The sequence below is a fragment of the Microbacterium sp. BLY genome, from assembly GCF_017939615.1.
GTDB lineage: Bacteria > Actinomycetota > Actinomycetes > Actinomycetales > Microbacteriaceae > Microbacterium.
In genome coordinates, this window is record NZ_JAGKSR010000001.1 from 785,519 (window position 1) to 810,292 (window position 24,774).

General features: G+C 70.7%; 29 protein-coding genes. 16 read left to right on the forward strand and 13 right to left on the reverse strand.

Annotation, left to right across the window (positions count from 1 at the left end):
* From KAF39_RS04060 to KAF39_RS04080, 5 genes are all read left to right on the forward strand, one after another.
* Positions 1–531, forward strand: a complete 531-nt coding sequence (locus KAF39_RS04060) for a putative immunity protein (RefSeq protein ID WP_210676075.1) — start codon at positions 1–3, stop codon at positions 529–531.
* A gap of 57 nt (positions 532–588) precedes the next feature.
* Entirely contained in the window at positions 589–1,266 is a 678-nt protein-coding gene (locus tag KAF39_RS04065; RefSeq protein WP_210676076.1) for a response regulator transcription factor, read from the forward strand.
* A complete protein-coding gene (locus tag KAF39_RS04070) occupies positions 1,259–2,584 on the forward strand; it encodes a HAMP domain-containing sensor histidine kinase (RefSeq protein ID WP_307805056.1) in 1,326 nt (441 codons plus the stop codon). Before KAF39_RS04065 ends, KAF39_RS04070 begins: the two co-directional genes overlap by 8 nt.
* 169 nt (positions 2,585–2,753) lie before the next feature.
* Positions 2,754–3,659, forward strand: coding sequence for a hypothetical protein (locus KAF39_RS04075; protein WP_246878221.1), 906 nt, complete (start codon positions 2,754–2,756; stop codon positions 3,657–3,659).
* A 28-nt stretch (positions 3,660–3,687) separates the two neighbouring features.
* Entirely contained in the window at positions 3,688–3,915 is a 228-nt protein-coding gene (locus KAF39_RS04080; RefSeq protein WP_025102805.1) for an RNA-binding S4 domain-containing protein, read from the forward strand.
* On the opposite strand, the gene KAF39_RS04085 is transcribed toward KAF39_RS04080, so the two are convergent.
* Positions 3,855–4,853 (reverse strand): DMT family transporter, encoded by a 999-nt coding sequence (locus KAF39_RS04085; protein WP_246878222.1) that lies wholly within the window; start codon positions 4,851–4,853, stop codon positions 3,855–3,857. The two genes, KAF39_RS04080 and KAF39_RS04085, sit on opposite strands and share 61 nt — an antisense overlap.
* A 32-nt stretch (positions 4,854–4,885) precedes the next feature.
* Between KAF39_RS04085 and KAF39_RS04090 the strand changes: the two genes are divergently transcribed.
* Together KAF39_RS04090 and KAF39_RS04095 are read left to right on the forward strand one after the other, a co-directional pair.
* On the forward strand, positions 4,886–5,491 hold the full coding sequence (locus KAF39_RS04090) for a TetR/AcrR family transcriptional regulator (protein WP_210676077.1): 606 nt from the start codon (positions 4,886–4,888) through the stop codon (positions 5,489–5,491).
* Between the two features lie 71 nt (positions 5,492–5,562).
* Positions 5,563–6,210, forward strand: a complete 648-nt coding sequence (locus KAF39_RS04095; protein ID WP_210676078.1) for a helix-turn-helix domain-containing protein — start codon at positions 5,563–5,565, stop codon at positions 6,208–6,210.
* Here KAF39_RS04095 and dnaB read toward each other — a convergent pair.
* Positions 6,203–7,576 (reverse strand): replicative DNA helicase, encoded by a 1,374-nt coding sequence (gene dnaB, locus KAF39_RS04100; RefSeq protein WP_062637804.1) that lies wholly within the window; start codon positions 7,574–7,576, stop codon positions 6,203–6,205. The two genes, KAF39_RS04095 and dnaB, sit on opposite strands and share 8 nt — an antisense overlap.
* 529 nt (positions 7,577–8,105) lie before the next feature.
* Here dnaB and KAF39_RS04105 point away from each other — a divergent pair.
* Entirely contained in the window at positions 8,106–9,167 is a 1,062-nt protein-coding gene (locus KAF39_RS04105) for a hypothetical protein (RefSeq protein ID WP_210676079.1), read from the forward strand.
* A gap of 99 nt (positions 9,168–9,266) precedes the next feature.
* A complete protein-coding gene (locus tag KAF39_RS04110; RefSeq protein ID WP_210676080.1) occupies positions 9,267–10,979 on the forward strand; it encodes a hypothetical protein in 1,713 nt (570 codons plus the stop codon).
* 190 nt (positions 10,980–11,169) lie between these two features.
* On the opposite strand, the gene KAF39_RS04115 is transcribed toward KAF39_RS04110, so the two are convergent.
* From KAF39_RS04115 to rpsF, 5 genes are all read right to left on the reverse strand, one after another.
* Positions 11,170–11,535: a cupin domain-containing protein gene (locus tag KAF39_RS04115; RefSeq protein WP_210676081.1), complete on the reverse strand. Its 366-nt coding sequence runs from the start codon at positions 11,533–11,535 to the stop codon at positions 11,170–11,172.
* A 67-nt stretch (positions 11,536–11,602) separates the two neighbouring features.
* A complete protein-coding gene (rplI, locus tag KAF39_RS04120) occupies positions 11,603–12,055 on the reverse strand; it encodes a 50S ribosomal protein L9 (protein WP_210676082.1) in 453 nt (150 codons plus the stop codon).
* 11 nt (positions 12,056–12,066) lie between these two features.
* Complete coding sequence (gene rpsR / locus KAF39_RS04125; RefSeq protein ID WP_017829850.1) at positions 12,067–12,321, reverse strand: 30S ribosomal protein S18; 255 nt, start codon at positions 12,319–12,321, stop codon at positions 12,067–12,069.
* Positions 12,322–12,392: 71 nt separating this feature from the next.
* Positions 12,393–12,893, reverse strand: a complete 501-nt coding sequence (locus tag KAF39_RS04130) for a single-stranded DNA-binding protein (protein ID WP_149083942.1) — start codon at positions 12,891–12,893, stop codon at positions 12,393–12,395.
* Between the two features lie 5 nt (positions 12,894–12,898).
* The gene (gene rpsF, locus KAF39_RS04135) at positions 12,899–13,267 is read right to left on the reverse strand and encodes a 30S ribosomal protein S6 (RefSeq protein ID WP_021201450.1); all 369 of its coding nucleotides are present in this window, start codon (positions 13,265–13,267) and stop codon (positions 12,899–12,901) included.
* A 225-nt stretch (positions 13,268–13,492) separates the two neighbouring features.
* Here rpsF and KAF39_RS04140 point away from each other — a divergent pair, with 225 nt between their 5' ends.
* Positions 13,493–14,197, forward strand: coding sequence for a hypothetical protein (locus KAF39_RS04140; RefSeq protein WP_210676083.1), 705 nt, complete (start codon positions 13,493–13,495; stop codon positions 14,195–14,197).
* A 58-nt stretch (positions 14,198–14,255) separates the two neighbouring features.
* Here KAF39_RS04140 and KAF39_RS04145 read toward each other — a convergent pair whose 3' ends face one another.
* The 5 genes from KAF39_RS04145 to KAF39_RS04165 are packed head-to-tail and all read right to left on the reverse strand — an operon-like array spanning position 14,256 to position 19,463.
* Positions 14,256–15,095: an ABC transporter ATP-binding protein gene (locus tag KAF39_RS04145; protein WP_210676084.1), complete on the reverse strand. Its 840-nt coding sequence runs from the start codon at positions 15,093–15,095 to the stop codon at positions 14,256–14,258.
* Complete coding sequence (locus KAF39_RS04150; RefSeq protein WP_210676085.1) at positions 15,088–15,903, reverse strand: ABC transporter ATP-binding protein; 816 nt, start codon at positions 15,901–15,903, stop codon at positions 15,088–15,090. The genes KAF39_RS04145 and KAF39_RS04150 overlap by 8 nt, the downstream gene beginning before the upstream one ends.
* Complete coding sequence (locus KAF39_RS04155) at positions 15,900–16,811, reverse strand: ABC transporter permease (RefSeq protein ID WP_210676086.1); 912 nt, start codon at positions 16,809–16,811, stop codon at positions 15,900–15,902. The genes KAF39_RS04150 and KAF39_RS04155 overlap by 4 nt, the downstream gene beginning before the upstream one ends.
* Entirely contained in the window at positions 16,808–17,869 is a 1,062-nt protein-coding gene (locus KAF39_RS04160) for an ABC transporter permease (RefSeq protein WP_210676087.1), read from the reverse strand. The genes KAF39_RS04155 and KAF39_RS04160 overlap by 4 nt, the downstream gene beginning before the upstream one ends.
* Before the next feature lie 10 nt (positions 17,870–17,879).
* Positions 17,880–19,463 carry an ABC transporter substrate-binding protein gene (locus KAF39_RS04165; protein ID WP_210676088.1) on the reverse strand — a complete coding sequence of 528 codons (1,584 nt, stop codon included), beginning with the start codon at positions 19,461–19,463 and terminating at the stop codon, positions 17,880–17,882.
* A 151-nt stretch (positions 19,464–19,614) separates the two neighbouring features.
* Here KAF39_RS04165 and KAF39_RS04170 point away from each other — a divergent pair, with 151 nt between their 5' ends.
* Both KAF39_RS04170 and KAF39_RS16220 read left to right on the forward strand, forming a co-directional pair.
* Positions 19,615–20,202, forward strand: a complete 588-nt coding sequence (locus KAF39_RS04170; RefSeq protein WP_246878223.1) for an Lrp/AsnC family transcriptional regulator — start codon at positions 19,615–19,617, stop codon at positions 20,200–20,202.
* A 130-nt stretch (positions 20,203–20,332) separates the two neighbouring features.
* Positions 20,333–20,653 carry a LuxR C-terminal-related transcriptional regulator gene (locus KAF39_RS16220; protein WP_307805061.1) on the forward strand — a complete coding sequence of 107 codons (321 nt, stop codon included), beginning with the start codon at positions 20,333–20,335 and terminating at the stop codon, positions 20,651–20,653.
* Between the two features lie 16 nt (positions 20,654–20,669).
* Here the strand turns inward: KAF39_RS16220 and KAF39_RS04180 are convergent, their stop codons facing one another.
* Positions 20,670–21,029, reverse strand: a complete 360-nt coding sequence (locus KAF39_RS04180; RefSeq protein WP_307805062.1) for a hypothetical protein — start codon at positions 21,027–21,029, stop codon at positions 20,670–20,672.
* Positions 21,030–21,138: 109 nt separating this feature from the next.
* Between KAF39_RS04180 and KAF39_RS04185 the strand changes: the two genes are divergently transcribed.
* From KAF39_RS04185 to KAF39_RS04200, 4 genes are all read left to right on the forward strand, one after another.
* Positions 21,139–21,915, forward strand: a complete 777-nt coding sequence (locus tag KAF39_RS04185) for a VOC family protein (protein WP_210676090.1) — start codon at positions 21,139–21,141, stop codon at positions 21,913–21,915.
* Between the two features lie 79 nt (positions 21,916–21,994).
* Complete coding sequence (locus KAF39_RS04190) at positions 21,995–22,897, forward strand: hypothetical protein (protein ID WP_210676091.1); 903 nt, start codon at positions 21,995–21,997, stop codon at positions 22,895–22,897.
* The gene (locus KAF39_RS04195) at positions 22,894–23,997 is read left to right on the forward strand and encodes a hypothetical protein (RefSeq protein ID WP_210676092.1); all 1,104 of its coding nucleotides are present in this window, start codon (positions 22,894–22,896) and stop codon (positions 23,995–23,997) included. Before KAF39_RS04190 ends, KAF39_RS04195 begins: the two co-directional genes overlap by 4 nt.
* A gap of 305 nt (positions 23,998–24,302) precedes the next feature.
* Positions 24,303–24,764, forward strand: coding sequence for a hypothetical protein (locus tag KAF39_RS04200; protein WP_210676093.1), 462 nt, complete (start codon positions 24,303–24,305; stop codon positions 24,762–24,764).
* Positions 24,765–24,774: the final 10 nt, after the last annotated feature.

Here is a 24,774-nt window from a genome sequence, read left to right on the forward strand (position 1 = left end):
GTGGGCACGACACAGGGCATGACCGAGGCGGAGCGGCAGAGGGTCGCCGTCTGGGCGGCGGAATGCGCGGAGCGCGTGCTGCCGCTCTTCGAACGTGAGGCCCCCGCCGACGACCGGGCCCGCGACGCGATCACGCGCACACGGGCCTTCGCCCGCGGGGAGCTGACGGCGGCGGAGGAGATCCGTCGGCGGTTCGTCGCCGGCCGTGCCGCGGCGAGCGCGCAGACCCCCGTCGGCCGTGCCGCCGCCCGGTCGGCCGCGCAGGCTGCGGGGGTCGCGCACATGGGGGCACACGCGCTGGGGGCGGCGGCGTATGCCGCGGTGGCCGTCGGACTCGCACGTCCCGACGACCCCACCGCGACCGCCACCGAGATCGAAGCGCAGCTCGACCTGCTCCACCCCGACGCAGCCGCTGCCCTCCGCGCCCTTCCGCCCCTCGGCACGGACGCCGCGGGACCGCTCGGCCCGGGGCTGCTCGCGTCGGGGGCGCTCGGCGATGTCATCCGCACCCTGCAGTCGCGGCTCGGCTGACCGCACGCGCGCGGGCGCTTCAGCCCGGCTTCAGCGATCACCGGCCACACTGGGGGGATGCGGATCCTGGTGGTGGACGACGAGGTGCGGCTGGCCGAGGGCGTGCGCCGCGGGCTCGAGGCCGAGGGCTTCGCCGTCGACGTCGCCCACAACGGCGTCGACGGCCTGTGGCGCGCACGGGAGACCCGCTACGACGCCATCGTGCTCGACCTGATGATGCCGGGCATGAGCGGCTGGAAGGTGTGCGAGGCTCTGCGCGCCGAGGAGAACTGGACTCCCGTGCTGATGCTCACCGCCAAAGACGGCGAATGGGATCAGGTGGAGGCGCTGGAGAGCGGCGCCGACGACTACGTCACCAAGCCCTTCTCGTTCGCGATCCTCGTGGCCCGGCTCCGGGCACTCGTGCGCCGCGGTGCGGTGGCACGACCGACGATCCTGGAGGCCGGCGACCTGCGGCTGGATCCCTCCGGACACCACGTCTGGCGCGGCGAGACCCCGATCTCCCTCACAGCCCGCGAGTTCGCGGTGCTCGAGCATCTGATGCGGCACCGGGGGCAGGTGCTGTCGAAGCGCGACCTCCTCGCCGGCGTCTGGGACGACGATTTCGACGGTGACCCGAACATCGTCGAGGTGTACATCGGCCACCTCCGCCGCAAGGTCGACAAGCCCTTCGGACGCGAGGCGATCGAGACCATCCGCGGCGCCGGTTACCGACTGGCGGCGAACGGTGGCTAGGCGGGTGTGGCGTTCGGTGCGCGGCCGGACGACGCTCGGCGCCACCCTCGTCGTGGCGGTGGCCCTGCTCGTCGGGGCGTTCTCCTTCTACGGGGTGCTGCGCGCGAGCATCCACGGCAGCGCCGAACGGGCGGCGGAGCAGCGGCTGGAGGAGCTCGCCGGGCGTTTCGACGGTCCGGGTCGCCGCGGACCCGACCAGCTCGATGACGACCTCGTGCAGCTGCTCGGCCGGGACGGGACGGTCCGCGCCTCCAGCGAGGAGGCCGCGGATGCGCTCGGCACCACCCCGCTGCCCGTGGACGACGACCCGCAGGTCATCCGGGTCGACGGGGAGCCGATGATCGTCGTATCGGAAGAGGTCCAGGGCGACCAGACCCTCGTTCTGGCGGTGTCGATGGAGGAGGGCGACGAGACCCTGGGGACCGTGGCGACGCTGCTCGTGATCGCCGTCCCCACCCTGCTGCTGCTCGTGGCCGTCACGACCTGGCTCGTCACCGGGCGGGCATTGCGCCCGGTGACCCGCATCCGTCAGGAGGTCGAGGGCATCACGGCCGAGCGCCTGGATCATCGGGTGCCCGTTCCCGACACCGCGGACGAGATCCACTCCCTCGCCATCACGATGAACGGCATGCTGGATCGTCTCGATGCGGCGGCGACCGCGCAACGGCGCTTCGTCTCCGATGCGTCGCACGAGCTCCGGTCTCCGCTGGCGACGATCCGTCAGCATGCCGAGCTCGCGCAGGCGCATCCGGAGGTGACGAGCATCGATGAGCTCGCCGAGGTCGTGTCCGAGGAGGGGCTGCGCCTCCAGGGCATCGTGGAGTCCTTGCTGCTGCTCGCCCGCCTCGACGAAGGCGCCACCGGTGCCACGGAGCCGGTGGATCTCGACGATCTCGCCCTCGCAGAGGTGCGCCGGCTGCGCGCCGCGGGGCTCGACGTCGACGGCTCCGGTATCGGCGCGGCCCGTACGTCCGGCGACCCGCGTCTGCTCGGTCAGCTGCTGCGCAACCTCGCCGACAACGCCGCCCGGCACAGCAACGGCCACGTGGCGATCGGGGTGCACCAGCAGGCGGGTCATGTGGTCGTCACGGTCGAAGACGACGGCGCCGGGGTCCCGCCGGAGGAGCGGGACCGCATCTTCGAACGCTTCGTCCGGCTCGACGAGGCGCGCAGCCGCGATGCGGGGGGCAGCGGGCTCGGTCTCGCGATCGCCCACGGCATTACCACCGCCGCCCACGGCTCGATCACGGTCGACACGTCCCGCTGGGGCGGCGCCCGCTTCACCGTCACCCTCCCCCTGGCCGCCCCTCTCTCCTGACCCCGCGCCCGCGCACAGCTTCGGAGATCTCCGCCGACACCCCGGCGGCGGCCCACCCCGGACGGCGTGTCGTTCCCGAGCTCCGAAGTCGTGCCCGAGATATCGGTTCCTGAACGGGGCTTCAGGTGGCTTCAGGGTGGCTTCAGCGCCCCCGGGAGAGCATCGGAGCATGAACGACAAGACTCCTGCTCCCGACCAGAACCCCGCGCCGGACGAGAACGACGCCGCGGGTCAGAACTCGGCACCCGCCGGCCCGAGCGCGGGCCAGGACCAGAACGCCGGACTGGGCTCCCCCGCCGGCCATGACACGACCGCCGACGCGAACCCCGACGCCCCGACCGTGCCGGTCACGCCGAGCGCCGACCCTGGCGCACCCGCACCCGCCGCGCCGGAGGCCCCGGCCGCCGCCGCGACACCGGCGAAGCCCGGACGCAAGCGCGCCCTGCTCATCGGCGGCGGGATCGCTGCCGCGGTGCTGCTCGCCGGCGGAGGCGTGGCGGTGGGCGCCGCGATCGGTGACGAGTTCGGCGATGACGACGATCGTCCCGCCCTCGAAGGACCCCGCCATGACGGCGGTCACGGTCCGCGCAGCGAGCACCGCGGTGACCGCCCCGGCGGCGACGTCCGCCCCAGCGGAGACCGCGGCCCTGTGACCGGCATCGGCACCGACGACGCCGACGAGCTCGTCGCGATCGCCGCGGCCGCTCAGGACGCCGCGGACGGCGAGGTGACCTCGATCGACGCGAAGCGTGACGGCACCTGGGAGGTGCAGCTGACCGCCGCCACCGGCGACGAGACCGAGGTGCGCGTGGACGACGATCTCGCGGCGACCGTGGTGTCGACAGATGCCGCGGACGATGACGACAAGGGTCCGACGCTCACCCTCGACGAGGAGACCATCCGCACGCTCGTCGACGCCGCTCTGGCCGAGGCAGAGGGCATGATCACGGATCTCGACGTGGACGCCGACGATGTGAGCCCCTACGACGCCTCCGTCCTCACGACCGACAACCGCTCGATCGACATCTCCTTCGACGCCTCGTTCGCCGTCGTCGGCACCGACGTCGACGAGTGACCGCACGCCCGACGGCTAGCATGCAAGGATGACGAACTCCGATCCGATCGACGAGGTCTCCATCGGCGGCGAGGTCATCCGCCTCGGGCAGTTCCTCAAGTTCGCTGGTCTGCTCGATTCGGGAGGCGACGCGAAGGAGGTCATCATCGATGGCTACGTCACCGTGAACGGCGAGGTGGACCGGCGCCGCGGGCGTCAGCTCCGCGACGGCGACGTGGTGACCTTCGAGGGCCGGGCCGTCCGCGTCCGGCCCTGAGGGTCGCGCGGCTGCTCGTCCTCCGGCGCTGCCTCCGCCCGGGTCGCCCTCGCCTCGCTCACCAGCACCGCGGTCACTCCCGCGCCGCAGAGGGCGAACCCCGCCAGCGTCGTGACGGTGAGCGGTTCGCCGAGCAGCAACGCACCGCCGATCGCGGTCGCGGGAGCGACGAGGAAGAGCAGGGCCTGCAGCGCGGTGATGCCGATGCGGCGCAGCAGCCACCAGTACAACCCGTACGCACCCAGGGTGGGGAAGATCGCGGTCAGCACCACGGCGATCCAGAAGGAGGGACGGGCCGGCGGAACGAGCGCTCCGGACAGGGCCCCGACGATCACCAGCAGCACGGCGGTCGCGGTGACGTGGATCGTGAGGGTGAGCAGCACCCCGGTGCGCACGGCGGTGCGGCGCTGCACCAGGGTGCCGATGACGAGGCACACCATCGCGATCGCGGGCAGGAGATAGGCGACCGGCGGTGCCGACCCCGCCCCGAACTGCGACTGCACGACGAGCAGCACGCCCCCCGCGCCGACCACGAGACCTGCCACCTGGGCTCCGCGCACCCGGAGACCGAGCACGGGGCCCACGAGGACGGCGACGAGGAGCGGCTGGACGGCATCGATGAGCGCGACGGTGCCGGTGGCGATCCCGGCGGCGACGGCCGCGTACACGGCCACGCAGTACCCGAACTGCGCGAGCAGCCCGATGACGGTCTGGATCCCGTACTCCCGCGCACGCACCCCTCTCCCGGCGCGGGTGACGGCGGAGACGGCGATCAGCACGACCGCGACCGGGGCGAACCGCCAGACGAGCAGCGTGAGCGGATCGACATCGGTGGTGGCGACGGCCGGGATGAGGAAGCCCGAGCTCCAGGTGAGCACGAAGGCCGCGGCCGCCCCCACGGTCACGGCCGTCCGGAGTATACCGATCTGTCTACTCATTCCTCGACTATACAGGTAGGTATACTCGGCGCATGACCCTCCCCGTCCCGGAACTCGCCCCGCTCACCCCCGGCGCGCGCCGGGTTCTCGACGCCGCCTCCGCTCTCTTCTACGAACGCGGCATCCATGCGATCGGGGTCGACACCATCGCCGCGGCCGCCGGGGTCACCAAGAAGACGCTCTACGACCGCTTCGGGTCGAAGGAGGCGCTCGTGGTGTCCTATCTCCAGCATCGGGATGCGCGGTGGCGGGAACACCTCGACGGACACCTCGCGACCGTGCCGGAACCGGGTGCCGCGCGGATCCTCGCCGTCTTCGACGCCGCCCTTTCCTGGGTTCCGGGGAACAGCGGCAAGGGCTGCAGCGCGATCAACGCGCGCGCGGAGATCGACGGCGCCGGCGACTCCCCGCTCGTGCTCGCCGAAGCCCGCCGCGAGAAGGAGTGGCTGCTGGCCGTCTTCGCCCACCTCTGCACGGAGGCCGGCTTCCGCGATCCGTCCCGCCTCGCCGAGACCCTGATGCTCCTCTACGAGGGCGCCATCGTCACCGTCGGCATGGGGACGTTCGCCGCCCCCTTCGTCCTCGCCAGGGACACCGCGCAGCTCGTCCTGGAGTCGTCGCCGATCGACGTCGCCTAGGTCGACGGGCGCGGCACCGCGGGCCGGGGAGAACGACCCCCGAACGCGCGAGTCGGCGGATAATGGGTAACATGCCACGTCCTACCGATGCTTACCGCGGGCTCGCGCAGAGCAGCCGGCTGCGCGTCCTCGCCGCCCTCATGGACGCCCCGGGCGCCGGTCTCGCCGATCTCTCCCCGCGTCTGGGGCTGCACGTCAACACGCTGCGCGATCACCTGCGCGTCCTGGAGGGCGAGGGTCTCGTGCGCTCCGAGATCGAGCACACCGGACGCCGGGGGCGGCCTCGGCTGCGCTTCTCGCCCGTGCTCCCGACCGAGCCGAACGAGGTGGAGGATCGTCGCCTCCAGGAGGCCATCCGGCAGGGCGAGCTCATGCGCGCCGTCCTGCCCGCCACCCGGTCAGGGCTCCCACTGGCGGCGACGCATCAGCTCGACGCCCTCGTGCATCACCTCGACGACGTGGGCCTCCGGCCGAAGGTCGACGAGAAGGCGCTGACGGTCGAACTCTTCCCCTGCCGGTTCCACGTGCTCCTGACCGACGACCAGTCCGTGATCTGCCGCGTCCACGAGGAGCTGATGCGGTCAGTGCTGGCCCGCGCCGGCGGACCGGTGGAGATCGATCACGTGACCGCATTCTCGACGACGCGTCCGTGTCGCGTGCGACTCCGCCTCCGCGAGGAGGCGGGAGACTTCGCCGGGAACCGCCGACAGCTCAGTTGAAGTCGCCGCCCGGGGCCATGTCGGCGAACCGGGAGTAGTGCCCCTGGAAGGCGACGGTGATGGTCGCGGTCGGACCGTTACGGTGCTTGGCCACGATGAGGTCAGCCTCGCCCGGACGGACGTCCTTGTCGTAGACCGAGTCGCGGTGCAGCAGGATGACCATGTCGGCGTCCTGCTCGATCGAGCCGGACTCTCGGAGGTCGCTGATGGCGGGCTTCTTGTCCTGGCGCTGCTCGGGACCACGGTTCAGCTGCGACAGCGCGATGACCGGCACCTGCAGCTCCTTGGCGATGAGCTTCAGGCTTCGCGAGAACTCCGAAACCTCCTGCTGACGCGACTCGACGCGCTTGCCCGACGTCATCAGCTGCAGGTAGTCGATGATGACCATGCGCAGACCGGCGCGCTGCTTCAGCCGCCGGCACTTCGCGCGGATCTCGACCAGCGTCATGTTGGGGCTGTCGTCGATGTAGAGCGGAGCGTCGTTGATGCGGCCGCGGGTCGCGGCGACCGTCGTCCAGTCGCGCGGGTCGAGCGTCCCCTTGCGCATGTTCTGCAGCGGGATCGCCCCCTCCGCGCTGAGCAGACGCATCGCGATCTCGCTCTTGCCCATCTCGAGAGAGAAGAAGATCGAGGGGAAGTCGTGACCGATGGAGGCGGCGCGCGCGAAGTCGAGGGCCAGGGTCGACTTTCCCATCGCGGGTCGCGCGGCGACCACGATCATCTGCCCGCCGTGCAGGCCGTTGGTGAGCTCGTCGAGTTCGCGGAATCCGGTCGGGATGCCGGTCATGGAGCCGTCGCGGCCGTTCGCCGCCTCGATCTCCTCGACCGCCGCGTCGACGGCGACGGTCAGTGGCACGTAGTCCTCGGCCGTCTCCGAGCCGGTCACCGAGTAGATCTCGGCCTGCGCGTTGTTGACGATGTCGGTCGCGTCGCCCTGGCCGTCGTAGCCGAGCTGCACGATGCGCGTCCCGGCGTCGACGAGGCGGCGGAGGATGGCGCGCTCGGAGACGATGCCGGCGTAGTACCCGGCGTTGGCCGCGGTCGGGACGATCGAGGTGAGGGTGTGCAGGTAGTCGGCGCCGCCGGCCTTGCTGAGTTCGCCCGTCTTGATGAGCTCGTCGGTCACCGCGACGACGTCGGTCGGCTCGCCGTGCGAGTAGAGCGAGAGGATCGCCTCGAAGATGAGCTCGTGCTTGGGGATGTAGAAGTCGGCGCCCTTTAGCGTCTCGATCACGTCGGCGACCGCATCCTTCGACAGGAGCATGCCGCCCAGGGCGCTCTGCTCGGCGAGGAGGTCGTGCGGAGGGGTGCGCTCGGGCGGGCGCTGCCCTCCCAGGCGCTCCTCGGAGATGTCGGCGATCGACACTGTGTTCCCTTCGATGCGACGGTTCTGAGGCGGACCCCGGCGCGCGCATCCGCGGATGCCGGTGCGGGGGCCGCGGCCGCTCGGCGGCCATCCCCAGACAAACAGGAGCCCCCGACATTCGGTCGCTCGACCACGCTATGAGCGGTCTCCACACGGTGCAACACAGCCTGTGGATAACCATGTGGACAGCGTGCGGAGAATCTCGGAGTGTCTGTGCAGAACGGGTGTGGATAACCCGGTGGATGATGTGGGAAGGAAACTTTTTTCTGCTACATGAACAGGGATTAATCGTTTCCCCAGGCTGTGGATGAAAACGAGCTTAAATTGCGCGTTGAAGGTTTCCCCTCCGCGAGGGACATGTGCAGAACCTGGGGAAAGTCAAGCCGGGATTTCGCCGGGCGCGTCACGATCTGACACGACCCGAATCGGATGTAAACGCCCCTGGACAGGCAGGGGGTCGGCGAGTATTCTGCTCCCCATCGACGCACCCGTGTCGAATGGACGTTGACCTTCAGAGGGGGAGGACGACGTGGACGCTCGGACCACCCGGCGCGGCGTACCCACCGCCGTCCTTTGGGGTGGGTTGGGCGCGCTCGCCTGGGCCGCGCTGACGGTCCTCACCGGCGGCGGCTCCGCCCAGGCGGATGAGCAGCCGAAGGGTCCGCTCGACAGCCTCACGTCGGTCGTGTCCGAGACGGTGACCGCGGTGACGAAGCCGGTCGTGAGCGACGTCGTGGCTCCGGTCGTGAACCAGGTCGCCACTCCCGTCGTGCAGGAGGTCGTCGCCCCGGTGGTGCAGCAGGTCGTCGCACCGGTGGTGCGCGAGACCGCCGCCCCCGTGCAGCAGGCCGCTCCCGAGGTCGTCCAGACGGTGACCGAGACGGTCGCCCAGGTCCCCGTCGTCGGGGACACCACTGCTCCCGTTCTCGACGCGGTCGCCGACACCGCCGAAGCGGTCGTCGAGCCCGTGACCGACCTGCTCGGCTCCGCCCCGGTCTCCCAGATCACGGACCCGGTGCTCGATCTCGTCGGCGGTCTTCCGATCGTGGGCGGCATCGTCGTGGACTCGGGTGCGATCGACCTCGTCGGCGACGTGGTCGGCGTCCTTGACGGGACGACCGGTCTGATCGGCGGCATCGCCGAAGAGACCGTGCCGCCCGTGCTCGAGGCACTGACCCCGCAGGACCCCGCGTCCCCGCCGGCCGCTCCCGGCGGCGGGGTCCCGGTCGCCGCCCCGCTCATCCGCGGGGCGGTCACTCCGGCGCCGTCCACTCCCGTGACGGCGAGCACCGCGCGTGCGGGCCAGGACTCCGCGCTTCTCGCGGCGTCTGCGGCCGCCGTCGCCTCCGCTCCCGGGGAAGCCGATGCCGCGCCCGGTGACCCCTCTCCTGAGCCGTTCGGCGCGCCTCCCGGTGCCCCGAGCATCCCCGCTTCTTCCTCCGCCACCTCGGCCGGAGGCCTCTCCGCCGCCCACGCTCGCCTCGGCGACACGGGCGTCACCCCGCTCCGTGCCTGGGAGCGGGTCTCCGGTGCCGTCGACGACGCCCTTCCGGGCGCGCCGGTCGCCGACACCGACGTCTCTCCCGACTGACGGAGTGTCACGTCATCCCACGGGATGACAGATGCCGTGCTGCGCGCGCACTTCCTCGCGCGCACCCATCAGACACTCGTACACGTCAGGAGAACCATCATGCGTACCTACGCGAAGCGCGTCCTCTGGGGCACGCTCATCGCCGGCGGGATCACCCTGCTCGGCGCGACGGCTGCGAACGCAGCCGAGACATCCGGAGACGACGGACTGCTCTCCGGCACCCAGGCCGTGGCGCCGATCACGGCCCCGATCACGGTCGTCGACAACGCGATCAGCGTGCTCGGCGATGCGGCAGCGGCACCCGCCCCTGCACCCGCACCCGCTCCGGCACCCGCCCCGGCACCGGCCCCCGCACCGGCACCCGCTCCGGCACCGCAGACCAGCGGCGCCGACGGCACCGCCTCCGGCACCCAGGCCGTGGTGACGGTGAACCTGCCCGTCACGGTGACGGACAACGCCGTCAGCCTCACCGACGACTCCTCGACCAGCACCCCGGCCGCCGCTCCTCCCCAGAGCGCGGCTCCCCAGGCCCCTGACGCGGCCGGGGTGCTTTCCCTCGACACGGACGGCCTGGAGGGCGTGCTCTCGGGCACCCAGGCCCTGGTGGCGGTCAACGCGCCGGTGACCGTGTCGGACAACGCCATCTCGCTGCTCGGTGACTCCGAGTCGGCCGCCGAGGGAGAGAGCGCCGCAGCACCGGCGTCTGCTCCGGCGACCGTGTCGAGCACCTCGGGCGAGGACGGCACCGCGAGCGGCACCCAGGTCGTCGCTCCGGTGACGGCCCCCATCGGCGTCACCGGCAACGCGATCTCGCTCCTCGATGACGCCACCGTCTCCGGCTCCACCGGTGGCTCCACTCCGACCGCACCGGCGGCCGGCGGCAGCACCACCGGCGGAGACGACAGCATCCTCGGCGGCTCGCAGGTGGTCGCGCCCGTGACGGCCCCCATCGGCCTCACCGGCAACGCCATCTCCGCCACCGACGACGCCACCGTCACCGGCACCACCGGCGGCAGCACCCCTGCACCGGCCGCACCCGCGACCGGGTCGACCACCTCGGGCGAGGACAGCACCGCGAGCGGGACGCAGGTCGTCGCTCCGGTGACGGCCCCCGTCACGGTGGGCGGCAACGCCATCTCGCTCCTCGGCGACAGCGATGTGTCCCGCACCGGCGGTAGCGCCAGCCCGACCGCACCTGCGGCCGGCGGCAGCACCACCGGCGGAGACGACAGCATCCTCGGCGGCTCGCAGGTGGTCGCGCCCGTGACGGCCCCCATCGGCCTCACCGGCAACGCCATCTCCGTCACCGACGACGCCACCGTCACCGGCACCACCGGCGGCACCGCCCCCGCACCGGCCGCACCCGCGACCGGCGGCAGCACCACCGGCGGAGACGACAGCATCCTCGGCGGCACCCAGCTGGAGCTCCCGGTGACGCTGCCGATCACGATCGGCGGGAACGCGATCTCCATCGTCGGTGAGAGCACGGTCACCGATCCGGGCACGAACCCCGGCACGGACCCCGGCACGGACCCCGGCACCGACCCGGGTACGAACCCCGGAACCGACCCGGGCACGGACCCCGGCACCGACCCGGGCACGAACCCCGGAACCGACCCCGGTACGAACACGGGAACGACCCCGAGCGCCGGCTCCGGCACGACCAGCATGCCCTGGGCTGCCGGTGCCGCCGCGACGGGGGAGGTCAGCGGTCTCGCGATGACCGGTGGCGCTCCCGCCGCGTGGATGTGGGTGCTGGCCGCCCTGCTGATGCTGGGAGGTGCGGGCCTGCTGCGCCGTCGCACGGCGTGAGCGCTGAGCCCCGGCGGCGGCGATTCCTCGGGGGAGGAGACTCGCCCCCGCCGGTGCGCGGCAGCGTCCGTTCGAACGGTGCAGCTGGCTGCACCGCTGCCGACCCTGACCGCCGCGCAAGTGGCGGATGCCCCGCGGTCCCCCACCGCGGGGCATCCGTGCGCCCGATTCCGGCCGGAACCGCTCGCGGCTAGGAGAGCTCTCGCAGGGCCGCGGTCATGTCGCCGCCCGCGTCCCCCGTGTTGACGGTGCCCTTCGGCTCGATGAGGATCGCCTGCACCTCGCCCTCGGCCTTCGGGCAATGTTCAACGCCCCGAGGAACGACGAAGACATCGTTCGGGTTCAGGACCACATCCCGGTCCCGCAACTGGATCGTCAGCCGGCCGCTCACCACGAGGAACAGCTCGTCGGTCTCCGGGTGCGTGTGCCACACGAACTCGCCCTGCAGCTTCACGACCTTCACGTCGTAGTCGTTGACGCTCGTGAGCCGGTGCGGCTGCCAGTGCTCATGGATGGTGGAGAGGGCTTCCTGCACATTGCGAACGTCATCCGTCATGAGGAGAAGCCTAGGATGACGAAAGCCCCCCGTCCCGAAGGACAGGGGGCTTTCGACGCATCGTGCCTTACTTGGCGGCGATGACCTGCAGCGTGATGACCGCGGTGACGTCCTCGTGCAGACGCACGGTCGCCTCGTGCTCACCGGTCACCTTGATGGGCGACGTGATGTGCACCTTGCGCTTGTCGATCGAACCGAGGCCCGCAGCCGTGACGGCCTCCGCGACGTCGGCGGTCTTCACCGAGCCGAACAGACGGCCTTCCTTGCCGGCCTTCACCGCGAGGCGCACCTTGGTGCCCTCGAGCGTGTTCTTCAGCGCCACGGCCTCGTCGCGGTCGTGGATCGCGCGTGCCTGACGCGCGGCCTGGATCGACGCGACCTGCTTTTCGCCACCACGGGTCCACGCCGTAGCGAAGCCCTGGGGGATGAGGTAGTTGCGGGCGTACCCGTTCTTGACCTCGACCACGTCACCGGCGCTACCCAGCCCGGCGACCTCGTTCGTGAGAATCAGCTTTGCCATCTCAGTACCCCTTACCGGCCGGCGCCAGCGTAGGGCAGGAGCGCCATCTCGCGCGCGTTCTTGATCGCGGTAGCGATCAGACGCTGCTCCTGCACCGACACACCGGTGATGCGACGGGCACGGATCTTGCCGCGCTCCGACACGAACTTGCGGAGGGTGGCGACATCCTTGTAATCGATGACCCCGACCCGGATGGACTTCGCGGGAGCGGTGGGCTTGCCACCCTTCCGCGGCTTGCGGCGGTCGCCGCTCGACTTTCCAGCCATTGTTTTTCCTTAGTGATGAGCGGGGTGCGGCCCTTCGACAAGCTCAGGGACCCACCCGTGAAGAAGTGTTTTCAGAAGGGGGTGTCGTCGCCGAAGCTGCCCGGAGTGCTCCAGGCATCGGCGCTGGTCGACGAGCCGGGAGTGGACCACGGCTCCTCCGACACCTGCTGCTGCTGCGCGGGACGGGACTGTCCGCCGCCCCCGCCCGAAGCCGCACGGGTGACCTGCGCGGTCGCGTACCGAAGCGAGGGGCCGATCTCGTCGACCTCCAGCTCGATCGCGGTGCGCTGGTTGCCCTCGCGGTCCTGGTAGGAGCGCTGACGCAGACGGCCCTGCGCGATCACGCGCATGCCCTTGGTGAGCGAGCCCGCCACGTGCTCGGCGAACTCGCGCCACACCGACGCCCGGAGGAACAGCGCTTCGCCGTCCTTCCACTCGTTCGCGGCACGGTCGAAGTTGCGAGGCGTCGATGCGATGGTGAAGTTCGCCACCGGCAGCCCGTTCTGCGTGTAGCGCAGCTCGGGGTCGGCGGTGAGGTTGCCCACCACGGTGATGACGGTTTCGCCGGCCATGAGACTTAGGCCTTCGCAGCCTTGGCGGCCTTGCGGGCAGCCTTCTCTTCGGAGCGCTTGGCCTCGGAAGCGATCATCGCCTGAGCCTCTTCGGCGCGGAGCACCTTGGTGCGCATGATCTGCTCGTTCAGCTTGAGCTGACGGTCGAGCTCCTGCGTGGCGGCGCTGGTCGCGGTGAAGTTGACGACGGCGTAGATGCCCTCGGTCTTCTTCTGGATCTCGTAGGCGAGACGGCGCTTGCCCCAGATGTCGACGTTCTCGATCGAGCCACCATCGTTGGTGATGACCTTCAGGAACTTGTCGAGCGTCGGGGCGACCTGGCGCTCGTCGATCTCGGGGGTCAGAATGACCATGAGTTCGTACTGGTGCGTCACTTACCCACCTCCTTCGGACTAGAACGGCTCTCGGGACTTTCCCGGGAGCAGGAGGGTGTGTGCACGTGTCCGCCGTGGGCACCCGAGTGGGTGCCGGAAGGCAGACAACCTGCACAGTCTAGCGGAGAATCCTCGGAGTTGCCTCCCGCGGATCCCGACGGATCTTGGCATGCTGGAGGGCGTGCCTGGTGACGGTCATCGGCACAGGACCTGGAGGGGGGCGCCATGCGCGTCAACAAGTGGGGGGTCGGCGTCGTGCTCGCCGCCGCCGTCATGCTCACCGGCTGCACGGCGGGAGCGTCGGACAAGCCGGCGGAATCGAAGCCGAGCGGAGCCGCGTCGCAGGAGGCCGAAGCGCCGTCCAGCGACTGCCCCGAGCTCAGCGAGGGCGCATCGGTCGACGGCTCGGCGCTCGGTGCCTGCATCGCCGAGGCCATGACCGACACCGCCGGCTACGCCGCCAAGACCACCGTGATGGGCATGGAGTCCACCACGCGCTTCAACCCGTCCGAGAAGGCTCTCGAGTCGCTCTCCCCGATGGGCTCGATCGTCGCGATCGGCGACGACGTGTGGGTGAAGTCGCCGTCGAGCGACTGGCAGACGGCCGACCCGTCGTCGAGCGACCCGATCATCGCCGGCCTCAGCACCACCGCGAAGGACGTCACCGCGATGGACCCCGCCGAGACGGCGAAGGCCATCACGGGCGAGTTCACCGTGACCGGCACCGGCGAGCGCCTTGGCCAGAAGGTCTACCTGGTGAGCGGTTCGGTCGAGCAGGGCGGCACCCCGGTCGACGTCGTGTTCGAGGTCACCGACGACTACGTCAACCTCGCCTCCACCAGCTCCGCCACGGTCGAGGGACAGTCGTTCGACATCGCCCTCGAGATCACCGAGTGGGACGTGAAGCAGGACATCGTCGCGCCGCTCTGATCGGACGAGACACGCGAAGGGCCGGAGCGCACGCTCCGGCCCTTCGCTGTATCCGGCGTCAGTAGGCGACGGGAGGCACCTCGGCCCAGACCGCGCGGTCGTCGGCGGAGGGGGCATCGGGGATGCGGCCGGTGCCGTCCGGTTCCGGGATCGCGGCGAGCAGCGCCTGCGTATAGGGATGACGCGGCGCCGCCCACAGCTCGTCGGTGGGCCCGGATTCGAGAACCCGCCCGCCGAACATCACGAAAGTGCGGTCGGCGATGCGACGCACGACGGCGAGGTCGTGGGAGATGAAGAGCATCCCGGCACCGGACTCCGCCACGAGGTCGCGCATGAGTCCCGCGACACTCGTCTGCGTGGAGGCGTCGAGCGCGGAGATGGGCTCGTCGGCCACGAGCAGGGAGGGCCGCGCGGCGAGTGCTCGGGCGATCGCGATGCGCTGCTTCTGACCGCCGGAGAACTGGTGCGGGAAGCGGGTGCGCACCGCCGCGGGCAGTCCCACGCGCTCCAGCCACTCCTCCACGGTGGAGCCGGCGGCACCGCGCGCGCGAGCGGTCGCGATGCCGTCGGAGATCTGGTCGCCGATCCGCCGTCGCGGGTTCAGCGAGGTCGCCGGGTCCTGGAAGACCATCTGGATGCCGGTGAGTGCCGTCGCGCGCCGACGGATGCCCAGCGGCGCGACGGGGGCACCGCGGAACGACACGGTTCCGGCGGCGGTCTTCTCGATGCCGACGACGGCGCGGGCCAGGCTCGACTTACCGCTGCCGGACTCGCCCACGAGGGCGACCGTCTCACCGGCCGCCACGCTCAGCGAGACGCCGTTCACCGCGATCACGGGCGGGTTGCCGGGGTAGCGCACCACCACGTCGCGCGCGTCGAGGACGCTGACCTCACTCATCCGCGGCCTCCTCCGGGCTCTCGTCGATGCGCGACCCGGGCAGGGCGGCGAGCAGCATGCGCGTGTACTCGTGCTGCGGGTCGCGGAACAGCGTCTCCCGATCGGCGAGCTCGACGATGCGGCCGTCCTTCATCACAGCCACGGTGTCGGCGATCGCGCTCATCACGCCCAGATCGTGCGTCACCAGCAGGACCGCGAGGTTCCGCTCGGTCGCGAGATCCCGCAGCAGCTTCAGGATGCCCGCCTGCACGGTCACGTCGAGGGCGGTCGTCGGCTCGTCCGCGAGCAGCACCTCCGGGTCGCACGCGAGGGCGCACGCGATCGCGATGCGCTGTCGCTGTCCGCCGGAGAACTGGTGCGGATACCGCTTCAACGCCTCCACCGGATTCGGCACCTGGACGGTCTGGAGCAGCTCCACCGCCCGGTCGCGCGCGGCCGCGCCCTTGAGTCCGAGGTGCACGCGCATGTGGTCGGTGAGCTGGCGGCCCACCGGCAGCTGCGGGTGCAGCGAGGCCGACGGATCCTGGAAGACCATCGCGATGCGCTTCCCGCGGATGCGGTTGAACCCGCGTCGGGTGCGGCCGACGAGCTCCTCCCCCGCGAGGAGGATGGAGCCGCCGGTCTTCGCCTGCCGCGGAAGCAGCCCGAGCACCGCAAGAGACGTGAGCGTCTTGCCGGAGCCGGACTCCCCCGCGAGCCCGTGGATGCGCCCGGGTTCGAGCTCGAGCGACACCCCCTGGACGAGCGGGCGGCCGATGTCGATCGTGAGGTCGCAGATGCTGAGCGCGGCCGTGGTCTGCGCGGTCATGCGGGCACCCCCGTCGCGGAGGCCTTGTGCTCGGCCTCTTTCTCGTGCGTCATCTCGGCGGTCGGGTCGAGCACGTCGCGCATCGCGTCGCCGAGGAAGTTGAAGGCGAGGACCACGGTGAGGATCGCGAGGCCGGGGAAGACTCCGAGCCACCAGGCGTCGAAGTTCTGCATCGCCCCGGAGATCATCGACCCCCACTCCGCCGTCGGCGGCTGCGCGCCGAGACCGAGGAAGGAGAGGCCGGAGAGGAGCAGGATCGCGGCGCCGATGTCGAGCGTCGCGAGCACGAGGACCGGGCCGGCGATGTTCGGAAGGATGTCGACGAAGAGCGTCCGCAGCGGCGAGTGGCCGAGCAGGCGGCCCGCGATGACGTAGTTCTGTCCGCGGAGGCCGAGCACGATGCTCCGCGTGACGCGGGCGTACTGCGGCCACGACACGACGATCGCGGCGATGACGGCGTTGAACAGCGAGGGACCGAGCGAGGCCGCCACGACCATCGCGAGGATCACGGTCGGGAACGCCATGAAGAGGTCGGTGATGCGCATGAGCGTCTCGTCGACGGCGCGCCCGAAGTACCCGGCGACCGCGCCGATGAGGGTGCCGATGATGAGGGCGGCGATCACGAGCATGAGGGCGAGCGGCAGGCTGACCGTCGCGCCGGTCATCAGGCGCGAGAAGATGTCGCGGCCGTTGCCGTCCGTGCCGAGGATCGTGTCGATGCCCGGCGGCTGCAGACGCGGCAGCACCTGCGCGTTCGGCGGGTACGGCACCCACCACTGCGCGGTGAACGCCACGATGATCCACGCACCGGCGATGACGGTGCCGATGATGCCGAGCGGCGTGCGCCAGGCACGGGGCCAGCGGAACCGGAAGCGTCCGGCGGGGGTCGCGGCGGCGATGCGGCTCATGCGATCCTCACTCTCGGGTCGAGCACGCCGTAGAGCAGGTCGACGATGAAGTTGATGAGGAGGTAGATGACGCCGACCACGAGACCGACGCCCATGATGCCGGGGAGGTCGAGGTTCGCGGCGGAGTTGTAGGCGTACGTGCCCAGGCCCGGCCAGGCGAACACCGACTCGACGAGCACCGTTCCGGAGAGCAGGGCACCGAACGCGACACCCACCACGGTGAGGATCGGCAGCGATGCGCCGCGGAGCACGTAGTCGAGGATGACGCGCATCGCCGGCAGGCCCTTGGCCCTGGCCGCGCGCACGTAGTCGCTGCCGAGGACCTCGAGCACCGAGGTGCGGATGAAGCGGGTCAGCAGTCCGATGGTGACGAGCGAGAGCACCATCACCGGCAGCGCGAGGTGAGCGAGGGCGTCGAAGAAGCCGACCGCGTCGCCGTTCAGGAGGTAGTCGACCGTGTAGAGCCCGGTCACGCGCGGCGGCGGGGTGATCGACGGCGAGATGCGCCCGGAGCCCGGCGCGATGCGCAGCTCCAGGAAGAAGACGTAGAAGCTGACCAGCGCGAGCCAGAAGGTCGGGACGCTGAGCCCGACGAGCGTGACGACGCGGATGACCTGGTCGGTGACGAGCCCCCGGCGGTAGGCCGCGAGCGTGCCGAGCACGATGCTGACCGCGAGGCTGACGATGATCGCGCCGATCGCGATCTCGATCGTCGCGGGCACCGCGGTGGCGAGGTCGCTGGTGACCGGGCGTCCGGTCACCAGCGACGTGCCGAGGTCCCCGCGGAGCAGGTTCCCCATATAGATGAAGTACTGCACGAACAGTGGCTGGTCGAGTCCGTTCGCCTTGATGAACGCCTCGCGCGTCGCGGGGTTCTGCGACGCGCCCTCACCGAGCGCGGCCGAGACCGGGTCTCCCGGCACCAGGTTGGTGAGCGCGAACGTGACGACGGTCACGCCCACCAACAGGAGCAGAGAGGTCCCGGCCCGCCGCAGCAGGTATCCGACGAGAGGCGAGCGGCGCCGCTGCGCCTGCCTCTGCACGGCCACTGTCGTCATGGCGGTCCGCTCAGCCGGCCGGCTGGATCTCGGCGATGTCCATCTCCCACACGGAGTTGTAGACGGCGCCGGACACGCTGGAGGCGGAGGAGATGTTGCGACCGGGGACGATCAGCGGCACGAACGGGCCCTCGGCCTGCATGGCCTCGGCGAACTCGGTGAAGGCCTCGGTGCGCTGCTCGGGGTCGGTCGCCGCGGCCGCACCGGCCGCGATGCCCGCGATCTCCGGGTTGGCGTCGGCCGCCCAGCCGGCGCGGAGACCGACCTTCAGACCGGGCGCGAAGGGCAGGAAGTTCGCCGAGTCGGCATAGTCCGGACCCCAGAACCACAGGCCGAAGCCCTCGGTGCCGTTGACGTAGGCGTCGAGCTCGGTCGCGAACGGGGCCGGAGCGAGGTCGACGGCGATGCCGGCGTCCTCGAGCTGCGCCTGGATGCGCTCCGCGAGCGGCGTGAACTCCACGCCGCCGACGGGGTAGTCGTTCGGGAACTGGAGCTTGAGGGTCTGACCGGTGTATCCGGCCTCCTCGAGCGCGGCCTTCGCCTTATCGAGGTCCTGCTCCACACCGCTGTCGAGCGCGCCCTCGAACCCGGGCGGGATGACGCCGGTCGCCTGGACCGCACCGGCGCCCGCGAGCTCCAGCAGCGCGTCGTAGTCGAGCGCGTAGCGGATCGCCTCCGCGATCTTCACGTTGGCGAGGTCGCCGCCGGCCTTGCCCTGGTTCAGGAGCAGGAAGATCGTCTGACCGGACGGGACCGAGTCGACGCTGATGTCGTCGCCGAGGCCGGCCACCTGATCGCCGTTGAGGTCCATCGCGACCATCGAGTCGCCACCCTTGAGGTTCGCGAGCTGGGTCGCGCTCTCGGAGACGTTGCGCACGACGACGCGGCTGAAGGCGGACTCCTCGTCGCCGTTGTACTCGTCGTTGCTCTTCAGCACGACCTGCGAGCTGAGGTCGAGCGTGTCGAGCACGAACGGTCCGGATCCGGCGGACTCGCCGTCGAGGAAGCCCTGTGCACTGTCGGTGCCGTCGGTGGCGCCGCCGTTCTCCATGACGACGTCGGCGTTGACGATGCCGAGCGCCGGGTTCGCCAGGATGGCCGGAAGCTGCAGCAGCGGGGTCTCGGAGGTGAACCGGATGGTCTTCTCGTCGACCTCCTCGATGGTGAGGCCGCCGAGGAGGAAGTTCGGCTTCGCGTCGGCCATGCCCTGGATGCGCTGGAGCGAGAACACGACGTCCTTGGCCTCGATGGGCGAGCCGTCGGAGAACACGCGGTCGCCTTCGAGCGTGAAGGTGAACTCGGTGGCCTCGTCGTTCTGCTCCCACGACGCCAGGCCGGGGACGGGAGTCGACACGTCGGAGCCCTCGAAGTCGACGAGGGTCTCGTACAGCGCCTTCGCGATCATGTTCCCGGTCGGGTCGTACGTGTGACCCGGGTCGGCGGTCTCGATGGAGAACGCCGTGTCGATGACGAGGGAGTCGGTGCCCTGGGACGACTCGGAGTTGTTCGCCGAGTTCCCTCCCGAGCAACCTGCGAGCGTCAGGAGCGCGACGGCTCCGAGCGCGATGACCGGCGTGATACGGCGTGACGACATCAGGGCCTCCAGGGGCGAGGAGTACATTCGGGTTCGATCGCCTCAAATGTGGACGACCAGGGATCAGATTCGCATCATATGCGACGATGTGTCCAGCAAGTGCGCGTCACACAGGCACGCATTGTCATCGACCTCGGACGTGAGGAGCAATATGTCCAGCAAGGACGCGGATTCGCCGAAGCGATCTGGACGAAGTGCCGCCCCCTTGGATGAGACGGCGTACAGAATCCTCGACGTGCTCCGCGATAACGGTCGCGTCTCGATCGCCGCGCTCGCCGAGAAGGTCGGCATCTCGCGTGCCAGCGCCTACACCCGCGTCGAGTCGCTCGTCCACGACGGGGTCATCACCGGCTTCAGCGCCCGGGTCGATCAGGCCAAGGCGGGACTGTCGATCGGCGCACTCGTCTTCGTGACCGTCATGCCGCAGGCGTGGGCCTCGTTCCGGGAGCGCATCATCGAGATGCCGGACGTGGAATGGTGCGCCATCACCACCGGCGAGCACGACGCCATGCTGCTCATCCGCGCCGTCGACGTCAGCGGGGTGCACGAGTTCTCGACCGGTGTCATCGCCCAGCTCCCCGAGGTGCGGACGGTGGTGAGCGTCGTCGTCCTCGATGAGGTGATCCGGCGCCCGTACCTGCTCCCCGGCGACCTCCCCGAGCGCCAGACCGAGGTGCCGCTGGGCATGACCCGCTGGACTCCCGCCTCCCCCGGGCGGGACGCGCTGCCTCCGCGCTGAGGCGGCGGGCGACGGCCTCCGCGCGGCCGCACGCACCCGATCTCCGTCTCCGCACGGTAACGTGTTACCCGTAGAGTGTTCCGCCCCACCCGAGGGGCGACGTCTTTCCCACTCGCATGGAGGAATTGTGGTGTCGACAGCGACCACAGCATCCGCGGTCCCCGCCCCGGTGAGCGCCCGGCTCATCGCCGCGCAGACCGCGACGACCGCGCCCCTGTGGGCCACGGAGCCGCCGACCACGCCGGCCGCGGCATCGGGCGGAGAACTGACGGAGCGCGAGCGCGTCGTCCTGGTCGCACTCGGCCGCGGTTCGACGCTTCGCGAGATCGCGACCCGCGAGTTCGTGTCCTACAACACGGTGAAGACGCACGTCAGGAACATCTATCGCAAGCTCGGCATCGACGACCGCGCGGGCGCGCGGAGGGCGGCACGGTCTCTCGGTCTGCTCTGACGTCGGGCGGGCGCCCTCAGCCCGCGACGATCTCTTCCACGACGCTGAGCTGGGGCAGGCCGTGCATCTCGTAGTGCTCGACGAGGCGGATGCGGCCGTCGTCCGTCAGCTCCAGCTCGCTCTCGCCGTCCCCCGTCACCACCGTGCCGTCGGCCTTGAGCACATGGACGAAAGAGACCCAGATCGTGTCACCGGTGCGCGTGCCGACGAACTTCCCGAAGGTGACGGTGTCGCCCTCGTAACCGCCCCAGATCGCACCGTCGCGCTCGAAGTACTCGAAGACGCTGGGGGCATCGGGGTCGACGGCGGAGGTCGTGGACGAGACCATGCGGAATCGTCGGCCGTCGAGGGAGGGAAGGGTCGCGGTGGCAGTCACTCCTCGATTATGGGGGATCACCGATCCGCCGACCGCGCGTAATGAGATGGCCGATCGCGCGTCTCTCCGGTGCGCCCGATCGGATCGGCGCCTGAGAAAAGGAGATCCCATGACCACTCGCACTGACCCCTGGCCGGCCGGAACGCCCACCTGGGTCGACCTCGGCGCGGGCGACGTGACGGCCGCGACGGCCTTCTGCGCCGCCCTCTTCGGATGGGAGTACTCCTCCGGCGGCGAGGAGTCCGGCGGCTACCTGCTCGCCACCCTCGACGGGGCCGCCGTGGCCGGGATCGGCCCGAAGCAGGACCCGGGTGCGCCCACCGTGTGGACCACGTACCTGGCCACGGACGACGTGGACGCCTCCGCCCGTGCCGTCACCGCGGCCGGCGGTCAGGTGATCGCGGAGCCGTTCGACGTGATGACCTCGGGGCGCATGGCGATCGTCGCCGATCCGGGCGGCGCCGTGCTCGGGCTGTGGCAGGCCGGCGACCACATCGGTGCGGGCCGGGTGAACGAGCCGGGCGCCCTGGTGTGGAACGAGCTCCACGCGCGGGACGACGCCGCAGCGCGCGCCTTCTATGCGGCCGTCTTCGGCTACGAGTACCGCGACGTCGGCGGTGAGGGATTCGTCTACGCGACCTTCACCCGTGCGGGCGACCGCGCCGAGGTCGGCGGCATCCTCCGCGACGGCGAGCTGCCGGCCGGCGCGCCCGACCACTGGCTCACCTGGTTCGCCACCGCCGACGTCGACGCCAGCGCCGCGCGCGCCGAGGAGCTGGGTGCGCAGCTGCGGGTTCCGGTGTCGGACACCCCCTTCGGACGCGCCACCGTCGTGCAGGGACCGCAGGGCGAGGTCTTCGGCCTGATCGCCCTCGCCACGAGCTGAGCGACCCGGCACCGGTGCGGCGCGGGCCGCGCCGGTGCCGCACCGGCCGGCCGGGCATGCCCCCGGTAGCGTGTGTGCAATGGAGTGGATCGCAGACCCCGGCGTCGGCACGTGGCTGCGCCAGACCCTCGACGACGGTCTCGGCAGCATGCACGCAGTCGTCCCCCGCGGCTTCCCCGCATACGCCCGGATCTTCCATCCCGCCACCGTGCGGGAGACCCCGTCGGCGGATTCGGACGTGCGCGTGAGCTGGGCGGAGACGGCCGCCGCCTTCGGCACGACGATGCACGCAGAGGCGCAATGGCACCGGATCGTGCGCACGCCCGCCGACGCCGATTGGCGGTCCCGCATCGCTCCGGACGGCCGCGAGTTCACGGCACCGCTGGAGGGCGCGCTCGACAGCGACCTCCTGGCGATCCTGGCCGGGCACCTCGCCGCCCATACCGCGACGCCGGACGACGGCGTCGTCGCGCTGTGGGAGGGGTTCGGCGGGCTGGTCGGCTTCTTCGGGGGCGGGCCGTCCCGCGTCTTCCTCACGTCCAGCGAAGACCCGCACCATCAGGCGATGCTCGACCGGAGCATCCACGACCCCTTCAACAACGTCTTCCGCAAGCCCACCTGGCAGGACGGCATCCTCTCGCGTGAGATCTCCGAGGGGCCGCGGCTGCAGCTCCCCGGGCGCGACTACGTGCTGTTCTCCGGGGGCGCCAGGGCCTTCGCCGACCCGGACTGGGTGCTCGGCGTGCCGTGGCGCGACCGGGTCGGCGAGGAGCACGGCTTCCCGCCCGCCGCGCAGAGCCCCAACCTTCTCTGGCCGCAGGACCGCGCCTGGGTGATGGTGTCGGAGATCGACTACGACTCCACGATCGTGGCGGGCACCCCGGACCTCATCCGCGCGATCTGCACGGATGAACGGCTGGAGGCGAAAGCTCTGCGCGAGGGCGCCGACCTCACCTGGGACGCCGACGAGGTCAACCGATGATGTCGCCGCAGGCATCGGCCTCGTTCGACGCCCGCCCGCTCACCGACCCGGTCGACCCGTCCGCCGTCCGTGCCTTCACGAGCGCCCTGCGCTCCCGTCGGACGAGCGGCCCAACCGCGTCGACGATCATCGCGATCGTGGCCATCGCACTCGCCGGGATCGTGCTGCTCCCGATCCTCGTCTCGGCGGTGTTCGCACTCGCCGCGACCAGTGGCTCCCCCACCGCCGCGGCGATCCCCCTCGCGCTGCTCGTGCTCGTGGCGGCCGGGGTCGGGGCCCTCATCTGGATGGGCGTCCGCAACGGACGCATCCGGCGGTATCGCCTGCACCGATTCGCCGAGGCGAACGGCATGACCTACGAACCACGGATCGACGATCCGCCCCTCCCCGGCATGATCTTCCATCTCGGCCGTTCCCGCCTGGCCACCGATCTCGTGCGAGGGACCACTCCCCGTTTCGTGGAATTCGGCAACTATCAGTACACGGTGCAGTCCGGGAAGAACTCGACGACGTATCGGTGGGGCTACGTGGCCGTGAAGCTCGACGTGCCGCTGCCGAACATCGTGCTCGACGCGAAGGGCAACAACGGCTTCGGCTCCAACCTGCCGGCGTCGTTCCAGCGGGCGCAGCGGCTGTCCCTCGAGGGCGACTTCGACCAGCACTTCACGCTGTACTGCCCCGAGGGCTACGAGCAGGATGCGCTCTACCTCTTCACGCCCGACATCATGGCGCGGTTCATCGACAATGCCGCGCAGCTCGACGTCGAGATCGTCGACGACTGGCTGTTCCTCTACACGCCCCGCCGCGCCTCCACGCTCGACCCCGCGACCTGGGCCTGGCTGTTCGGAGCCGTCGGAGCGCTCCTGACGAAGCTCGACCAGTGGGCGCGATGGCGCGACGACCGCCTCGCCGCCGCGCACCCCGGGATCGCGGCGCCGGCGGGCGGACACGCCCTCCCGTTCGCCCCGCCGGCCGGAATGCTCACGCCCCCGCCGGGCGTCGCTCCGCAGGGGCGACGCCTCAAGCGCACCGGCACCTGGGTGCCGATCCTGGTGATGATCGGCGTCACGGTGGTCTGGATGCTCAGCCGCTGGAACTGACGGCGAGACCGATGTGGGGGTGGGTGTCGTTCTGGGGAACCGACGCCCACCCCATCCCCCCTCGGGATCGAAAGGAATTCGACGTTCCCTCCGCAGTGACGGCTCTGCCGTCCCGCCCGTGGTCAGCTGGGGACTGACGCTGCGCGGCGGTACCCGGATGGTATACCAGCGGACGTTGCACCCGGTTGCGTCCATGCGCGGGAATGCTCTTTCCCGCGGATCAGCGCCAGAGGATGCCTTCGCGGTCAGCGCGAACGTGAGAGGCTCGCACGTATGGAGCCCGTGAACAGCCACGCAGCGAGATCGTGACCGGCAGAATCGGTCCCCGGGCCGCAGTCTGGGCGTTGATCCTCTCGTGGGGAGCCGGCTCGGCAGTGCAGCTCGGGGTCCTCGTGCACGGAGTGCCCTTCGACCTCGCATCGACGCTCGGCATGATGGGCGTTTACCAGATTTTCAGCATCCCGCTGGCCGTGTGGTCCGTCGCCGCACCTCTCCTGGCGATGGTCGCCAGCGGTCGTTGGGGACGCACGGGGGTGACCGTCGCCATCGGCTTCCTCGCGGCGCTGGTCGGAGGAGGCATCAGTACCGCGATCATCGTGCAGCTCACACTGTCCAGCTCTGACACAACGACGTTCTCGACGCTCCCCGAGACGGTTGTCGCACTGGGAGCGTTCCACTTCATCGCATGGGGTGTGCTCGCCGCCGTGCAGTCCGGAGCGGCGCGGAGCCGACGCACGACACAGGCGAGAGGCACACGCCTCACCTGAGCCACTTCCG

What these genes read in the sequence shown, in the direction of transcription:
- KAF39_RS04065 (WP_210676076.1), top strand. Translation starts at nt 589, where the DNA reads ATGCGGATCCTGGTGGTGGACGACGAGGTGCGGCTGGCCGAGGGCGTG.
- KAF39_RS04075 (WP_246878221.1), top strand. Translation starts at nt 2,754, where the DNA reads ATGAACGACAAGACTCCTGCTCCCGACCAGAACCCCGCGCCGGACGAG.
- KAF39_RS04080 (WP_025102805.1), top strand. Translation starts at nt 3,688, where the DNA reads ATGACGAACTCCGATCCGATCGACGAGGTCTCCATCGGCGGCGAGGTC.
- KAF39_RS04085 (WP_246878222.1), bottom strand. Translation starts at nt 4,853, where the DNA reads ATGAGTAGACAGATCGGTATACTCCGGACGGCCGTGACCGTGGGGGCG.
- KAF39_RS04090 (WP_210676077.1), top strand. Translation starts at nt 4,886, where the DNA reads ATGACCCTCCCCGTCCCGGAACTCGCCCCGCTCACCCCCGGCGCGCGC.
- KAF39_RS04095 (WP_210676078.1), top strand. Translation starts at nt 5,563, where the DNA reads ATGCCACGTCCTACCGATGCTTACCGCGGGCTCGCGCAGAGCAGCCGG.
- KAF39_RS04110 (WP_210676080.1), top strand. Translation starts at nt 9,267, where the DNA reads ATGCGTACCTACGCGAAGCGCGTCCTCTGGGGCACGCTCATCGCCGGC.
- KAF39_RS04115 (WP_210676081.1), bottom strand. Translation starts at nt 11,535, where the DNA reads ATGACGGATGACGTTCGCAATGTGCAGGAAGCCCTCTCCACCATCCAT.
- rplI (WP_210676082.1), bottom strand. Translation starts at nt 12,055, where the DNA reads ATGGCAAAGCTGATTCTCACGAACGAGGTCGCCGGGCTGGGTAGCGCC.
- rpsR (WP_017829850.1), bottom strand. Translation starts at nt 12,321, where the DNA reads ATGGCTGGAAAGTCGAGCGGCGACCGCCGCAAGCCGCGGAAGGGTGGC.
- KAF39_RS04130 (WP_149083942.1), bottom strand. Translation starts at nt 12,893, where the DNA reads ATGGCCGGCGAAACCGTCATCACCGTGGTGGGCAACCTCACCGCCGAC.
- KAF39_RS04140 (WP_210676083.1), top strand. Translation starts at nt 13,493, where the DNA reads ATGCGCGTCAACAAGTGGGGGGTCGGCGTCGTGCTCGCCGCCGCCGTC.
- KAF39_RS04145 (WP_210676084.1), bottom strand. Translation starts at nt 15,095, where the DNA reads ATGAGTGAGGTCAGCGTCCTCGACGCGCGCGACGTGGTGGTGCGCTAC.
- KAF39_RS04150 (WP_210676085.1), bottom strand. Translation starts at nt 15,903, where the DNA reads ATGACCGCGCAGACCACGGCCGCGCTCAGCATCTGCGACCTCACGATC.
- KAF39_RS04155 (WP_210676086.1), bottom strand. Translation starts at nt 16,811, where the DNA reads ATGAGCCGCATCGCCGCCGCGACCCCCGCCGGACGCTTCCGGTTCCGC.
- KAF39_RS04160 (WP_210676087.1), bottom strand. Translation starts at nt 17,869, where the DNA reads ATGACGACAGTGGCCGTGCAGAGGCAGGCGCAGCGGCGCCGCTCGCCT.
- KAF39_RS04165 (WP_210676088.1), bottom strand. Translation starts at nt 19,463, where the DNA reads ATGTCGTCACGCCGTATCACGCCGGTCATCGCGCTCGGAGCCGTCGCG.
- KAF39_RS04170 (WP_246878223.1), top strand. Translation starts at nt 19,615, where the DNA reads ATGTCCAGCAAGGACGCGGATTCGCCGAAGCGATCTGGACGAAGTGCC.
- KAF39_RS04185 (WP_210676090.1), top strand. Translation starts at nt 21,139, where the DNA reads ATGACCACTCGCACTGACCCCTGGCCGGCCGGAACGCCCACCTGGGTC.
- KAF39_RS04190 (WP_210676091.1), top strand. Translation starts at nt 21,995, where the DNA reads ATGGAGTGGATCGCAGACCCCGGCGTCGGCACGTGGCTGCGCCAGACC.
- KAF39_RS04195 (WP_210676092.1), top strand. Translation starts at nt 22,894, where the DNA reads ATGATGTCGCCGCAGGCATCGGCCTCGTTCGACGCCCGCCCGCTCACC.